The 13,642-nt window shown below is 72.5% G+C and carries 11 protein-coding genes and 1 pseudogene; 9 read left to right on the forward strand and 3 right to left on the reverse strand.

The features are described from left to right. Window positions 1-79 precede the first annotated feature (79 nt). Window positions 80-1,042 (forward strand): GNAT family N-acetyltransferase, encoded by a 963-nt coding sequence (locus tag ADL15_RS29860; protein WP_067698135.1) that lies wholly within the window; start codon window positions 80-82, stop codon window positions 1,040-1,042. On the opposite strand, the gene ADL15_RS29865 is transcribed toward ADL15_RS29860, so the two are convergent. The 3 genes from ADL15_RS29865 to mshB form a co-directional block, all read right to left on the reverse strand. Then, window positions 1,039-1,506: a hypothetical protein gene (locus ADL15_RS29865; RefSeq protein ID WP_067698137.1), complete on the reverse strand. Its 468-nt coding sequence runs from the start codon at window positions 1,504-1,506 to the stop codon at window positions 1,039-1,041. The two genes, ADL15_RS29860 and ADL15_RS29865, sit on opposite strands and share 4 nt — an antisense overlap. Window positions 1,507-1,637: 131 nt before the next feature. Beyond that, window positions 1,638-2,123 carry a hypothetical protein gene (locus tag ADL15_RS29870; RefSeq protein ID WP_067698139.1) on the reverse strand — a complete coding sequence of 162 codons (486 nt, stop codon included), beginning with the start codon at window positions 2,121-2,123 and terminating at the stop codon, window positions 1,638-1,640. Further along, window positions 2,120-3,016, reverse strand: a complete 897-nt coding sequence (mshB, locus tag ADL15_RS29875; RefSeq protein ID WP_198171073.1) for an N-acetyl-1-D-myo-inositol-2-amino-2-deoxy-alpha-D-glucopyranoside deacetylase — start codon at window positions 3,014-3,016, stop codon at window positions 2,120-2,122. The genes ADL15_RS29870 and mshB overlap by 4 nt, the downstream gene beginning before the upstream one ends. Window positions 3,017-3,196: 180 nt before the next feature. Between mshB and ADL15_RS29880 the strand changes: the two are divergent. From ADL15_RS29880 to ADL15_RS29915, 8 genes and pseudogenes are all read left to right on the forward strand, one after another. Further along, window positions 3,197-4,955 (forward strand): annotated as a pseudogene (locus ADL15_RS29880) (prolyl oligopeptidase family serine peptidase). Between the two features lie 65 nt (window positions 4,956-5,020). Then, window positions 5,021-5,575, forward strand: a complete 555-nt coding sequence (locus tag ADL15_RS29885) for a Uma2 family endonuclease (protein WP_067698143.1) — start codon at window positions 5,021-5,023, stop codon at window positions 5,573-5,575. Between the two features lie 42 nt (window positions 5,576-5,617). After that, window positions 5,618-7,045, forward strand: a complete 1,428-nt coding sequence (locus ADL15_RS29890; RefSeq protein WP_067698145.1) for a TldD/PmbA family protein — start codon at window positions 5,618-5,620, stop codon at window positions 7,043-7,045. After that, window positions 7,042-8,475: a TldD/PmbA family protein gene (locus ADL15_RS29895; RefSeq protein WP_067698147.1), complete on the forward strand. Its 1,434-nt coding sequence runs from the start codon at window positions 7,042-7,044 to the stop codon at window positions 8,473-8,475. The genes ADL15_RS29890 and ADL15_RS29895 overlap by 4 nt, the downstream gene beginning before the upstream one ends. A gap of 205 nt (window positions 8,476-8,680) precedes the next feature. Next, window positions 8,681-9,466, forward strand: coding sequence for a hypothetical protein (locus tag ADL15_RS29900; RefSeq protein ID WP_067698148.1), 786 nt, complete (start codon window positions 8,681-8,683; stop codon window positions 9,464-9,466). Window positions 9,467-9,477: 11 nt separating this feature from the next. Continuing rightward, entirely contained in the window at window positions 9,478-11,364 is a 1,887-nt protein-coding gene (locus tag ADL15_RS29905; protein WP_067698150.1) for a fumarate reductase/succinate dehydrogenase flavoprotein subunit, read from the forward strand. Next, the gene (locus ADL15_RS29910; RefSeq protein ID WP_083971912.1) at window positions 11,361-12,329 is read left to right on the forward strand and encodes a succinate dehydrogenase/fumarate reductase iron-sulfur subunit; all 969 of its coding nucleotides are present in this window, start codon (window positions 11,361-11,363) and stop codon (window positions 12,327-12,329) included. Before ADL15_RS29905 ends, ADL15_RS29910 begins: the two co-directional genes overlap by 4 nt. Window positions 12,330-12,560: 231 nt before the next feature. Further along, complete coding sequence (locus tag ADL15_RS29915; RefSeq protein ID WP_067698154.1) at window positions 12,561-13,220, forward strand: GNAT family N-acetyltransferase; 660 nt, start codon at window positions 12,561-12,563, stop codon at window positions 13,218-13,220. Window positions 13,221-13,642: the final 422 nt, after the last annotated feature.

Here is a 13,642-nt window from a genome sequence, read left to right on the forward strand (position 1 = left end):
TCTTTCCCTTCAAAGCCACGCCGCGGGGACCGCCGACGACAAATGCAGAGCCTAGTATTCCCGCCGAGGGAGGTAATGCGTGCTCCGACAGCAGGATGTGGGACACCGTGTGGTGGTACGGCGAATTGTAGGCGTATCCAATGATCGACCGCTCTTCACGGATGCGCTGGGCGAGCTCGTCGACCTCACGGAGACCGATCTCACCATAGCGACCGACAAGGGAACCCTGCGGGTGCCGCTGCGCGAGGTGCACCGGGCCAAGCGGGTCCCGCCGGCCAGCCGCCCGCACGCCGCCGCGGTGATCGCCCTCGAGCTCGCCGCCGACCAGGCCTGGCCCGCGCCGGTCCGCGCCAAGCTGGGCAACTGGCTGCTGCGCGCCGCGGACAACTGGACCGGCCGGGCGAACTCGGCGCTCGCGGTCGGCGACCCGGACCGGCCCCTCGACGCGGCGATCGACGCTGTCGAACGCTGGTACCACGACCACGGCCAGCGCCCGCTGATCAACGCGCCGATGCCGCTGGCCGCGCCGGTCAACGCGACACTCGACGCGCGCGGCTGGTCGGCCCGGCCGCTCACCCTGGTGCAGACCAGCCCGCTGGCCCCGATCCTGGCCGCGCCGGCCCGCACCGACCTGCCACCCGTCGACCTGGCCGACTCCCCCGGCGACGACTGGTACGCGATGGTCGCCGAGCACAAGGGCACCCTGCCGGCCTCCGCGATCCGGATCCTCAACGGCGTACCGGAAAAGGTCTTCGCGCACGTCCGGGACGCGGACGGTGACCTGCTCGCGGTCGCCCGCGGCGCGATCACCGGACCGGACCGCTGGCTGGGCGTGGCGCTGCTGCAGACCGCACCGGCCGCGCGCCGGCGCGGCCTGGGCCGGCACGTGGTCCGCGGGCTGGCGCAGTGGGCCGCACAGCACGGGTCGTCGCGCGCCTACCTCCAGGTGGAGGAGCGGAACACGGCGGCGGTCGCGCTCTACGGCCGGATGGGCTTCAGCACCCACCACACCTACCTGACCCGGGAAGCCCCGATCAGCTAGCGGCGGACGACCCGGCGGGGCCGCGCGGTCCGGGCCCGGCTGTAGGCCTGCAGCGAACGGGAGCGGAAGTCGCGGCCCAGCATGACCGCGATCCCGTACCCGATCGCCGAGCCGGCGACGGCGCACGCGGCGTAGAGCCAGATCTGCGCGAAGAAGTCGCCGCCGCCGTTCGCGAACGGCTCGCTGCCGCTGATGAACGGTCCCAGCAGGACGGTCAGCAGCATCCCGCCGAGCGCGCCGCCGCCGACGTCGGGCAGCCAGTCGGCGGACCGCCGGCTCTGCGACCAGACGAAGGTCAGGGTGCCCAGCAAGACCGCGACCAGACCGAACATGACGATGGAACCACGGCTCTGAGCGGTGTCCGTACTGTCGAATCCGATGCGGACGACCAGTCTGGTCACCGCGTTGATCACGAACAGGGCGACCGCCAGCACCGTGATCCGGAACCAGCGCTGCTGCGTCATCAAGTCCTCCCGGGGAACGAATCGTGGCCGGGATCGTAGCGCCGGACGAACCCGCGGCGCTCGATCTCCCGGTCATCTTCGCGGATGGTGCGCGGGAGTTCCTAGAGGCGGGCTGAGAGTCGTCTGAGAAATCAGCCCTGCCTGATCGGCTTCATGATCATTTTGTACGCGTAGAACGCGAACGACAGGCTGCCGGCCAGGATCATCACCAGCGCCACCCAGTTGTCGCCGCCGAGCAGATAGTCGCCCTCGGCGGTCCGGGTGCCGGCCGCGCCCAGCATCAGCAGGGTCCAGAGTGCCCACGGCACGCCGATCCCCCAGCTGCGCCCGATCGTGGTGACCGCCAGCCAGGCCAGCCCCAGGTTGGCGCCGACGGTGAGCGGGACGGCCAGGCCGGTCAGCGCGCCGCCGCCGGTCCAGATCGCGGCGTCACCGTGGAACAGCCCGGTCACGCCGCCCACCCGCAGCACGCTCAGCTCGACCTCGAGCAGCGTGGTGACCAGCGTGGCGACCACGCTGATCAGCACGCCGGCGGTGCGCAGCGCGACGTCCCAGACCGGCCGGCCGGCGGCGGGGGTGGCCTCGACCTGCTGCCCGGGCGCCTCCGACACGGTCATGACCCGTCCAGGTCCAGACCGGCGAACAGGTCGGTCTCCCACTTGTGCGGGCCCTCGCCCGGGCCGCGCTCGCCCTTGACCAGCGTGTAGTACTCCACGCCCATGAACTCGCCGCCGAAGTCGCCGGCCATGCCGTAGAGCCAGGAGTTGTCCGGGATCTGGCTGGCGTGCGCGCGCATCGCCGCGGTCTTCTTCGCGTGGTGGTCGGTGCCGTCCATGCGGGCCGCGATCTCGTCGTCCGGCGTGCCGAACGGCATCTCGTCGACGCTCTCCACGTCGGCGAACGGGTTGTTCTCCGACTCCTTGAACGCCTCCATGCCGTCGCGCAGCACGCTCAGCGGCATCGCGGTCCAGTAGATCTTCTCCGGGGCGTCCGGGCCGGCCAGCTCGGCGGCGCGCATCGCGACCCGGTGCGCCTGAATGTGGTCCGGGTGACCGTAGAAGCCGTTCGCGTCATAGGTGATCATCACCTGCGGGCGCAGCTCGCGCATGATCTCGACCAGGTGCGCGGCGGCCTCGTCCAGGTCGGCGCCCCAGAAGGCGCGCGGGTGCTGGTTGGTGGGCAGGCCCATCATGCCGGAGTCGCGGTAGCGCCCCGGGCCGCCGAGCATGCGGTGATCGGTGACGCCCAGCGCGGCACAGGCGCGCTCCCACTCGACGAGGCGGTACCCCCCGAGCTGGTCGGCCTCGGCCGCGGCGAGCTGCGACAGCGCCGGGACGTGGATCTCGCCCTCCTCGCCGAGGGTGCAGGTCACCAGCGTCACGTGGGCGCCGGTCGAGACGTAGTGCGCCATGGTCGCGCCGGTCCCGATGACCTCGTCGTCGGGGTGGGCGTGCACCAGCAGCAGGCGGCGGGCGGGCAGCGAATCGGAAGCGGTCCGGTCGAGCGTCACGGCCGATACTGTACGCGCGACCACCGACCGGTTCGCCCGACGAGCCCACGGTTTACCCCGCGAGGGCACACCTTGATCAGCGATGCTGAGGTCGTGGACTACCCCGGACTCGCCGGGCGCACCGGCGGCTTCCGCCACGGCGCCCCGCACGCCGTCAAGGTCGGCGCCGACGGAGCGCGGGTGACCTTCCTGCGCTCGTCCGGCCCGGCCGACCCGGAGGCCGGCCTCTGGCTGCTCGACCTGGCCGGCGACGGCGCCGAACGGCTCGTCGCGCCGGGGCCGATCGAGGCGTACGCGATGGACCGGGACGCCCGGACCGCGGCCTTCACCCGCGGCGGCGAGCTGTTCCGCGCCGACCTGACCACCGGCGCGGTCACCGCGATCGCGACCGCCGGGCCGGTGTCCGACCCACGGCCCGACCCGCTGGGTGTCCGGATCGGATACGTCACCGACGCCGGCGGGTCGGCGACCCTGCGGGTCAGCGGCCCGGACGGCGACCGGCTGCTGGCCGGCGAGCCCGGATACGCCTGGCGCGAGCGCGGCGGCAGCATCGCCTGGGGCGTGCCCGGCGCCACCGCGGGCGGCTTCGGCCGGACCCGGGGCTGGTGGTGGGCCCCGGACGGCGGCCAGGTGCTGGCCGTCCGGAGCGCCGCGGCGACCAGCCTGCACCTGCTCGACCTGACCGACGGCTGGGTGGACGTGCACTGGGACCGGGAGACGTACCCGCACCTGGCCCAGGTGCGCTGGGACGGCGGCGGGCCGCTGATCACCGTGCTGCGCCGGATGCAGCAGCACGGCCTGGTGCTCTCGGTCGACCCGCGCACCGGGGAGAGCCAGGTGCACGCGGAGCTCGCCGACGCCCGCTGGGTGGAACCGATCCCGGGGACGCCGCGGCACCTGCCGGACGGGCGGGTGCTGGTCGGCGGGGAGCTGGCACACGACGGGTTCGACGCGCGGTGCCTGTTCGCCGACGGCAGCCTGCTCACCCCGCCCGGCCTCTACGTACGCCGGGTGGCCGGCACGCTGCCCCGCCCGGGCGGCGCGGCCGGGGCACCCGACCTGATCGTGGAGGGCAGCCTCGGTGATCCGGCACTGCGCGAGATCTTCCGGGTGCGTACCTCGCTGGGCGGGGGCGGGCCCGAGGTGACCCGGCTGGCCGGGGCCGCCGACGAGCTCGCCACCGGCGGGGACGTGCTGGTCGCCGGGGCGCGGGTGTGGCGCGGGGACCGGCCGGCCGGGACGCTGCGGTCGGTGGCGGCGGCGCTGCCGTACGCGCCGGCGCCGGTGCTGGAACGGGTCACCGACCGGCGGTTGCCGGCCGCCGTGCTCTATCCGTCCGGGTTCGTCGGCGGCGGCCTGCCGGTCCTGGTCGCGCTCGGCGACGGGCCGGGGCATCAGCAGGTGCGGGCCGACCCGGCCGCCTGGCAGGAGCGGCAGTGGTGGGCCGACGCCGGGTTCGCCGTGGTCAGCGTGGATTCCCGGGGCACGCCCGGCGTCGCGCCGAGCTTCGAGAAGGCGGTGCACCGGCGGCTCGCCGACCTCACCCTGACCGACCTGGTGGACGCGCTGCGGGCGCTCACCGGCAAACACCCCGACCTGGACCTGACCCGGGTCGCGGTGCGGGCGGCGGCTGGGCGGCTGGCTGGCCGCGCTCGCGGTGCTGCGCCGGCCGGAGATCTTCCGGTGTGCGGTGGCCCGGGAACCGGTGCTGGACTGGGCCGACCTGCCCCGGGCGACGGCCGAGCGGTATCTCGGCGACCCGGCGGACTCGGCGCACGTGTACCGCAACCACCGGCTGGGCGAGGCGGTGGCGGAGTCCTCCGGGCACGGGCCGGTGCTGCTGGTCGGCGCGGAGCTGCCGGGACTGTCCTCGGTGGCGGCCGCGTCGCTCGACGAGGAGCTGGCCTTCCTGCGGGACGCCGGATCGCCCGAAAGGTAGTCACCGGACAGGCTGTCACGGGACTAGAATGCGGGTGAGCCGGCTTCCGACTGCCCGGAGGTGCCATGACATCCGCCCTCTTCCCCGCCGCCCGTCCCCTGACCGAGTCCGAGTTCCTGGCCCTCGGCGAGACGCCCGAGCGCGTCGAGCTCTTCGACGGCGGCCTGCACGTGACAGTGGCGCCCGGCGTCCTGCACCAGCACGTGACCGGCGAGCTGAAACTCGCGCTGCACCGCGGCGCGGGGCAGGCCGGTCACCACGTGCTCGGCGCGGTCAACGTCCGGCTCCGGCCCGGTCGCATCACCGTCCCCGACCTGGTCGTCACGACCGGGCTCGACTTCGGCGAGCTCGTCGTCGACTCGGCGGCGGTGCGCCTGGTCGGCGAGGTCCTCTCGCCGGCGAGCGCCACGATCGACCGGGTCCTCAAGGCCCACTACTACGCGGCGGCCGGTATCCCCTGGTACCTGCTGGCCGAACCGGACACCGGCACGCTGTGGCTGCACACCCTCGCCGGCGGCCGGTACACCGAGTACGCGAGTGCCGAACCCGGCGAGTTGCTGCGGCTGACCGACCCGGTGGCCGTGACGATCGACCCGGCGGAGTTGCTGCCGCCTGGGTGAGGTGGATGAAAATTGTCGCCCGGTCCGCCTAGGGTCAGGAGCATGAGCCACTTCGATGAGGCGGGCGCGGCGGTGCAGGCCGCGCTCGACGCCGGGGCCCGCTATGCGGACGCCCGCGTCATGGTCTGCCGCACCGAGTCGATGACGGCACGCAACGGCGCCGTCGAGGATCTCGGCTCCGACGAGAGTGCCGGCCTGGGCGTGCGCGCCCTGGTCGGTTCGAGTTGGGGCTTCTACGCCGTCCCGGATCTGTCCGAACCCTCCGCGCGCGCGGCCGGGCGCCGCGCCGCGCAGATCGCCGCGGCCAGCGCCCAGGTGGCCGGTCCCCCGGTCGAGCTGGTGCCGTCCGCGCCGGTGGTGGCGAGCTGGGCCAGCGACTGCAAGGTCGACCCGCTGTCGGTGCCGCTCTCCGACAAGGGTGACCTGCTGGTCCGGGCGACCACGGTGGCCAAGGAGGCGGGCGCCGACCTGGCACAGGCGCACTACGCGGTCTGGGACACCCACAAGTGGTTCGTCTCCAGCGAGGGCCACCGCATCGACCAGCACATCCGGGAGTGCGGCGGCGGGGTGACCGCCACCGCGATCGGCGAGGGCGAGGTCCAGCGCCGCTCACTGCCCGGGCAGTACGGCACCCGCGGCTGGGAGCTGGTCGACGAGCTCGACCTGGTCGGCAACGCGGCGCAGATGGCTGAACAGGCGCGGGCGCTGCTCACCGCGCCGCTCTGCCCGGCCGGCGAGACCTCGCTGATCCTCGGCGGCTCGCAGCTCGCCCTGCAGATCCACGAGTCGGTCGGGCACGCCATCGAGCTGGACCGGATCCTCGGCTGGGAGGCCGCGTTCGCCGGCACCAGCTGGCTCGACCTGAGCAAGCTCGGCGCCCTGCGGTACGGCTCGGACCTGATGAACATCACGATCGATCCGACCTTCCCGGGCGCGCTGGGCAGCTTCGGGTTCGACGACGAGGGCACCCCGGCGGCCAAGCGGCACGCGGTCAAGGACGGCATCTGGGTCGGCGTGCTGGCCGGGCGGGACTCGGCAGCGGTCGCCGGGCTGGACTACGCCGGCAGCGTGCGCTCCGACGGCTGGTCCCGGCTGCCGATGGTGCGGATGACGAACGTCGGGCTGGAGCCCGGCCCGCACACCCTCGACGAGATCATCGCGGCCACCGACGACGGGGTGTTCATGGACGTCAACCGGTCCTGGTCGATCGACGACCGGCGGCTGAACTTCCAGTTCGGCTGCGAGATCGGGTACGAGGTCAAGAACGGGAAGCGGGGCCGGATGCTGCGCAACCCGACCTACACCGGGATCGGCCCGAAGTTCTGGGCGTCGATGGACATGCTCTCCTCCGAGACGATCGCCTGGGGCACGCCGAACTGCGGGAAGGGCCAGCCCGGCCAGGTCGGGCACACCGGTCATCCGGCCGCGCCGGCCCGGTTCACCAACGTCCGGGTGGGAGTGCAGGGATGAGCGCCGAGCTGCAGATCGCGGCGAAGATGATCGAGCTGGTCCGCGAGCTGGCCGGCCGGTCCGCCGAGGCCGAGGTGACGGTCCGGCACGACGCGCTGGCGCTGACCCGGTTCGCCAACTCGGCGATCCACCAGAACATGGCCGAGGCCACCACCGGCGTACGCCTGCGGTTGCACCTGGACGGGCGGACCGCGAGCGGATCGAGCACCCTGACCGGAGCGGACGGGCTGCGCTCGCTGGTCGAGCGGACCATCGCGGCGGCCCGGGTCACCCCGCCCGACCCGTCCTGGGCCGGTCTCACCCGGCCCGCGGCGCTGCACATCTCGGCCGGTCACCCGGGCTCCGGCGAGCGTTCCGGGCTGGAGTTCGGCTTCGACGAGGCGACCGCCCGCGCCACCCCGGGCGAGCGGGCCGAGCGGGTCCGCGCGTTCGTCGACGCGGCCGAGGGCCTGGAGACGGCCGGGTACTGCCGGACCGGGTACGTCTCGGCCGCCTTCGCGAACACCGCGGGCCAGGCCGTCGAGGGCCGGACCGCGGAGGCCGCGATGGACGGCATCGCCCGCACCGGCGGCGCGGACGGCGTGGCGCGGCTGGCCACCTCCCGGCTCGCCGAGCTGGACGGTGCGGTGCTGGGCGCCCGCGCGGCGGTCAAGGCGCGCGCCGCGGCCGAGCCCGCCGAGCTGCCACCGGGGCACTACGAGGTGGTGCTCGAGCCGACCGCGGTCGCCGACCTGCTGCAGAACTTCGCGGTGTTCGGCTTCAACGGCAAGTCGTGGGCGCAGAAGCAGTCGTTCGCCGAGCTCGGCGCGGAACAGTTCGACCCGTCGATCACCATCGTGGACGACCCGCTGGGCAGCCGGGGCGAGCCGGCGCCCGGCCTGCCGTTCGACGACGAGGGCACCCCGGCGCGCTCGCTGGTGCTGGTCCGTGAGGGGGTCACCCGGGCGGTGACGCACGACCGGACGTCCGCGGCCGAGACCGGCGCCGAGTCGACCGGGCACGGGTCGTCGACGTCCCGGTCGTGGGGGCCGTTCGCGTCGCACCTGCGGCTGGAGGCGGGCCCGGTGTCGTCGCCGGGCGGCGGGGACGGGTCGCCGGTGATCGCCGAGTCGGCGCGCCCGCTGGTCGCCCGGATGCGCCGGGGGCTGCTGGTCACCGACCTCTGGTACACCCGGGTGCTGGACCCGAAGACGCTCGTGGTGACCGGCCTGACCCGCAACGGGGTGTGGCTGGTGGAGGACGGGGAGATCGTCCGGCCGGTGAGCAACCTGCGGTTCACCCAGTCGTACCCGCAGGCGCTCAGCCCGGGCCGGGTGCTCGGGATCGGCGCCGAGTCGGTGCTGCTGCCCGACTCGTGGAGCCGCGGACGGTACGCCGCGCCGGCCCTGCACCTGGCGTCCTGGAACATCACCGGGAACGCGTCCGGATAGATCTATTAGCGTATCGGCGATCGTCACTGCGGGCCGGGATGATGCTTTTGTGAACCACATGGCATCCCCGGCCCGCAATCTGTCGGACCGTCGGCGTAACGTGTGCCACACATCACCGTCGCGCGAGGACGGCTGAGCGCGGGGCACCACTGTGTCCGCTACCGGTCGGCCCCGCGCACCTGACGCGGCACCGGCAGGGGGATGCATGACGACGGCAACGAGGCCGGGCGTGCGGGCACGCGCGGCGATCAAGGCACGGACACTCAGGACCGATCGGTGGTGGCTGGCGCCACTGATCACGTTTCTCGGGCTGACCGCCTGGGTGACGTATGCGACGGTCCGGGTCTTCATGCACAAGTGGTTCTACGTGGAGGCCTACCACTACCTGACGCCGTTCTACTCGCCCTGTCTCACCGACCGGTGCGGCGACGCCGCCGAGTTCGGCACTCCCCTGCCGAATTTCTGGCTCATCCCGGAGGCGTCGCTCACCCTGCCGTTCCTGCTGCTCTTCCGGCTGACCTGCTACTACTACCGGAAGGCCTACTACCGGGCGTTCTGGCTGTCGCCGCCGGCCTGCGCGGTGCCCGACCGGCACGAGAAGTACTCCGGCGAGACCCGGTTCCCGCTGGTCTTCCAGAACGCACACCGGTACGCGTTCTACGCCGCCGCGATCATCTCGGTGATCAACACCTGGGACGCGATCCGCGCGCAGGCCACCGGCCTCGGACTCGGCAACGTGATCCTCTGGGTCAACGTGATCATGCTCTGGGCGTACACGCTGTCCTGCCACTCCTGCCGGCACATCGCCGGCGGCCGGCTCAAGCACTTCTCGAAACACCCGGTGCGTTACCGCTTCTGGACGTTCGTGTCGAAGCTGAACACCCGGCACATGCTGCTGGCCTGGGTCACCCTCGGCACCCTCGCGCTGACCGATTTCTACATCATGGCGCTCTCCGCCGACTGGATCTCCGACCTGCGGCTCATCGGTTAGGGGACGAGACGATGACGACAACTCCCACCCGCCACCTGTACGACGTCGTGGTGATCGGAGCCGGCGGGGCCGGGCTGCGCGCCGCGATCGAGGCCCGGCTGGCCGGCAAGAAGACCGCGATCATCTCCAAGTCGCTGTTCGGCAAGGCGCACACCGTGATGGCCGAGGGCGGCGCGGCCGCCGCGATGGGCAACGCGAACAGCCGGGACAACTGGATGGTGCACTTCCGGGACACCATGCGCGGCGGCAAGTTCCTGAACAACTTCCGGATGGCCGAGCTGCACGCCAAGGAGGCACCGGAACGCATCTGGGAGCTGGAGACGTACGGGGCGCTCTTCGACCGGACGAAAGACGGCAAGATCTCCCAGCGCAACTTCGGCGGCCACGAGTACCCCCGGCTCGCCCACGTCGGCGACCGGACCGGCCTGGAGCTGATCCGCACCCTGCAGCAGAAGATCGTCTCGCTGCAGCAGGAGGACTTCGCCGCGACCGGCAGCTACGACGCGCGGATCCGGGTGTTCCAGGAGACCACGATCACCGAGCTGATGCTCGACGGCGACCGGGTGGCCGGCGCGTTCGGCTACGACCGCGAGTCCGGCGACCTGCTGCTCTTCGAGGCGCCCGCGGTGGTGCTCGCCACCGGTGGCGTCGGCCGCAGCTACAAGGTCACCTCGAACTCCTGGGAGTACACCGGCGACGGCCACGCGCTCGCCCTGCGCGCCGGCGCCACGCTGATCAACATGGAGTTCCTGCAGTTCCACCCGACCGGCATGGTCTGGCCGCCGAGCGTGAAGGGCATCCTGGTCACCGAGTCGGTCCGGGGCGACGGCGGGGTGCTGCGCAACTCCGAGGGCAAACGCTTCATGTTCGAGTACGTCCCCGACGTCTTCCGCAAGCAGTACGCGGAGACCGAGGAGGAGGCCGACCGCTGGTACACCGACCCGGACGACAACCGCCGCCCGCCCGAGCTGCTGCCCCGCGACGAGGTGGCCCGGGCGATCAACAGCGAGGTCAAGGCGGGCCGGGGCAGCCCGGCCGGCGGCGTCTTCCTGGACATCTCCACCCGGCTGCCGGCCGAGCAGATCATCCGGCGGCTCCCGTCGATGCACCACCAGTTCAAGGAGCTGGCCGACGTCGACATCACCAAGGAGCCGATGGAGGTCGGCCCGACCTGCCACTACGTGATGGGCGGGGTCGAGGTCGACCCGGATTCCGGCGCCGCGTTCGGCTCGGTGCAGGGCCTGTTCGCCGCCGGTGAGGTGTCCGGCGGCATGCACGGCTCCAACCGGCTGGGCGGCAACTCCCTCTCCGACCTGCTGGTCTTCGGCAAGCGAGCCGGGGAGCACGCGGCGGCGTATCTCGACGCGTTGCCCTCGCGCCCCAAGGTGTCCCGGGTGGACGTGGCCGCGGCGACCGAGGTGGCGCTCGCGCCGCTGGCCCGCGCCGACGGGGAGAACCCGTACACGTTGCAGCAGGACCTGCAGGCGGTGATGGGCGACCTGGTCGGCATCATCCGCCGGGAGGGCGAGCTCAGCGACGCCCTGAAACGCCTGCACGAGATCCGGCTGCGGGTGGCGACCGTCGCGGTCGGCGGCGGCCGGCGCTACAACCCGGGCTGGCACCTGGCCCTCGACCTGCGCAACATGCTCGTCGTCTCGGAGTGCACGGCGAAGGCCGCGCTGGAGCGGGAGGAGTCCCGCGGCGGGCACACCCGGGAGGACTTCCCGAAGATGTCCCCGCAGTGGCGCCGGGTCAACCTGGTCTGCTCGCTCGACGAGGGCGGCCAGGTGCACCTGGAACGCAAGCCGGTTCCGGCCATGCGGCCCGAGCTGTTCGATCTCTTCGAGCGCAGTGAGCTGGCGAAATACCTGACCGACGAGGAGCTGGGGGAAGAGTGAAACGCCACTTTCGCGTCTGGCGGGGCGACTCGTCCGGCGGAGACCTGGAGGACTTCGACGTCGAGGTCAACGAGGGCGAGGTGGTCCTCGACGTGATCCACCGGTTGCAGGCCACCCAGACACCCGACCTGGCCTGCCGGTGGAACTGCAAGGCCGGCAAGTGCGGCTCCTGTTCCATGGAGATCAACGGCATGCCCCGGCTGGGCTGCATGACCCGGATGTCCACGTTCACCGCGGACGAGACGGTCACGATCACCCCGCTGCGGACGTTCCCGGTGATCCGCGACCTGGTCACCGACGTCTCCTTCAACTACGAGAAGGCGCGCGAGACCCCGGCGTTCGCACCGCCGGTCGGCGTCGCCCCCGGTCAGTACCGGATGCAGCAGGTCGACGTGGAACGCAGCCAGGAGTTCCGCAAGTGCATCGAGTGCTTCCTCTGCCAGAACACCTGCCATGTGGTCCGCGACCACGAGGAGAACAAGGAGGCGTTCGCCGGCCCACGCTTCTTCATCCGCGCCGCCGAGCTGGACATGCACCCGCTGGACGCCCGCACCGACCGCAAGCAGCACGCCCAGCAGGGCCAGGGCCTCGGCTTCTGCAACATCACCAAGTGCTGCACCGAGGTCTGCCCGGAACACATCAAGATCACCGACAACGCCATCATCCCGATGAAGGAGCGCGTCGTCGACCGCCGCTACGACCCCCTGGTCCGCCTCGGCCGCAAGATCTTCCGCCGCGACCAGCTCGAGGCCGCCGGCGAGTCCGTCCCGCGCGCCACCCCGGTCACCGCCGAGACCCCCTCCGGCCGCCGCCTGCCGGAGAACCCGCCCCTCGGCCCGGACGGCCGCCTCGACATCGCCGAACTCTCCGCGCCGATCCAGGGCGGCCCGTCCCCGTTCGGCGAGGACATCACGTTCCCCCTCCCCCCAGAACACGTCACCTACCACCACCCCGACCCCTCATAACCCCTTTTTGGTACGAAACGGGAGTCCCGCCCGCAGGCTACGAGCCGAGTCCCGCCCGTGAGGCCGCCGCGACACCGCGCCCCACCGGACCGCCACGCGCCCCCAGACCCCGGCTGGCTCTCAGGGGTGCCTCGGGTCGTCGGAGACACCGCTGGGGGCCAGCCGGGCGCCGGGCGGCGCGCGGCGGCCTGGGCCGTCGGTTGCGCGGCGCGGGCGTTTTAGAGTCGGGGGATGCCGTCTCTTGTCACGCCTGCGCTGACCGCTGGGAGTTTGTCCGGGCTGGTGCAGCCGGAGATCAAGGGCGAGGGTGTGCTGCTGCGGCCGTGGCAGGAGGGTGACCGGGACGCGGTGGTCGCCGGGTTCGCCGATCCGGCGATTCAGCGGTGGCACTGCCGCACCATGAACGAGGACGAGGCCACCGCCTGGATCCTCGGCTGGCCCCGGCGCTGGCATGACGAGACCGATGCCGGATGGGCCATCGTGGACTGCGGCGGGGCGCTCGGTGAGCGGGCCGATGGCGGTGAGGCGCTCGGTGAGCAGGCCAGTGACGATGGGGCCCTCGGTGAGCGGGCCGGTGGCGGTCGGGTGGTGGGGCAGGTCGGGTTGCGGCGGATTGATCTGGCGGAAGGGCTGGCTTCGATCTCCTACTGGGTGCTGCCGGGGTTTCGCGGGCGGCGGTTCGCGCCGCGGGCGCTGGGGGCGCTGACCATCTGGGCCTTCGATGTCCTGGGGCTGCACCGGCTGGAGCTGAGCCACTCGACCGCGAACGGTGCTTCGTGCCGGGTCGCGGTCCAGGCCGGATACCTCGCCGAGGGGATCAAGCGCAGCGAGGCCCGCCACGCGGACGGCTGGCACGACATGCACCAGCACGCCCGCATCAGCACCGACTGACCGGACCGGCCGCACGGCGCCGTCGCGTTGCCGTCCGGCTGGTGCTCACGGTCGCTTCCCGGCCCGGATGACGACCCTCAGCGCCAGCCGAGCCGCTCCCCTATTTGATCTCGATGGGCCCTGCGGCTTCGGAATGTGTCCGGTGTGTTCGCGTGCAGGTGGGTGGTCGATGCCGATGGGGCTGCGGAGGTCCGCGCTCAGTGCTGAAAGGGCGGCAGGGGTCCGCGCTTGGCGCTGGCAGGGCGGCGGAAGTCCGCGCTCGATGCTGAAGGGGCGGCTGGGGTCCGCGGTGGGTCGGGTTGGGGGCGGTGGCGGTCCGCGGTCGGGTTGTGCGTGCGCTCACCGCCCCCGGGTGGGCGGCAGGCGCACGCGATCTGGCAGTGCGGACTCTTACCGCCCTACCCAGGAGCCACCGGCACGTC

The sequence above is a fragment of the Actinoplanes awajinensis subsp. mycoplanecinus genome, assembly GCF_001509495.1.
GTDB classification, from domain to species: domain Bacteria; phylum Actinomycetota; class Actinomycetes; order Mycobacteriales; family Micromonosporaceae; genus Actinoplanes; species Actinoplanes palleronii.

Bases quoted from the DNA above. Each gene is read 5' to 3' on its own strand.
- ADL15_RS29865 (WP_067698137.1), bottom strand. From the start codon at position 1,506: ATGACGCAGCAGCGCTGGTTCCGGATCACGGTGCTGGCGGTCGCCCTG.
- ADL15_RS29870 (WP_067698139.1), bottom strand. From the start codon at position 2,123: ATGACCGTGTCGGAGGCGCCCGGGCAGCAGGTCGAGGCCACCCCCGCC.
- ADL15_RS29885 (WP_067698143.1), top strand. From the start codon at position 5,021: ATGACATCCGCCCTCTTCCCCGCCGCCCGTCCCCTGACCGAGTCCGAG.
- ADL15_RS29890 (WP_067698145.1), top strand. From the start codon at position 5,618: ATGAGCCACTTCGATGAGGCGGGCGCGGCGGTGCAGGCCGCGCTCGAC.
- ADL15_RS29895 (WP_067698147.1), top strand. From the start codon at position 7,042: ATGAGCGCCGAGCTGCAGATCGCGGCGAAGATGATCGAGCTGGTCCGC.
- ADL15_RS29900 (WP_067698148.1), top strand. From the start codon at position 8,681: ATGACGACGGCAACGAGGCCGGGCGTGCGGGCACGCGCGGCGATCAAG.
- ADL15_RS29905 (WP_067698150.1), top strand. From the start codon at position 9,478: ATGACGACAACTCCCACCCGCCACCTGTACGACGTCGTGGTGATCGGA.
- ADL15_RS29915 (WP_067698154.1), top strand. From the start codon at position 12,561: ATGCCGTCTCTTGTCACGCCTGCGCTGACCGCTGGGAGTTTGTCCGGG.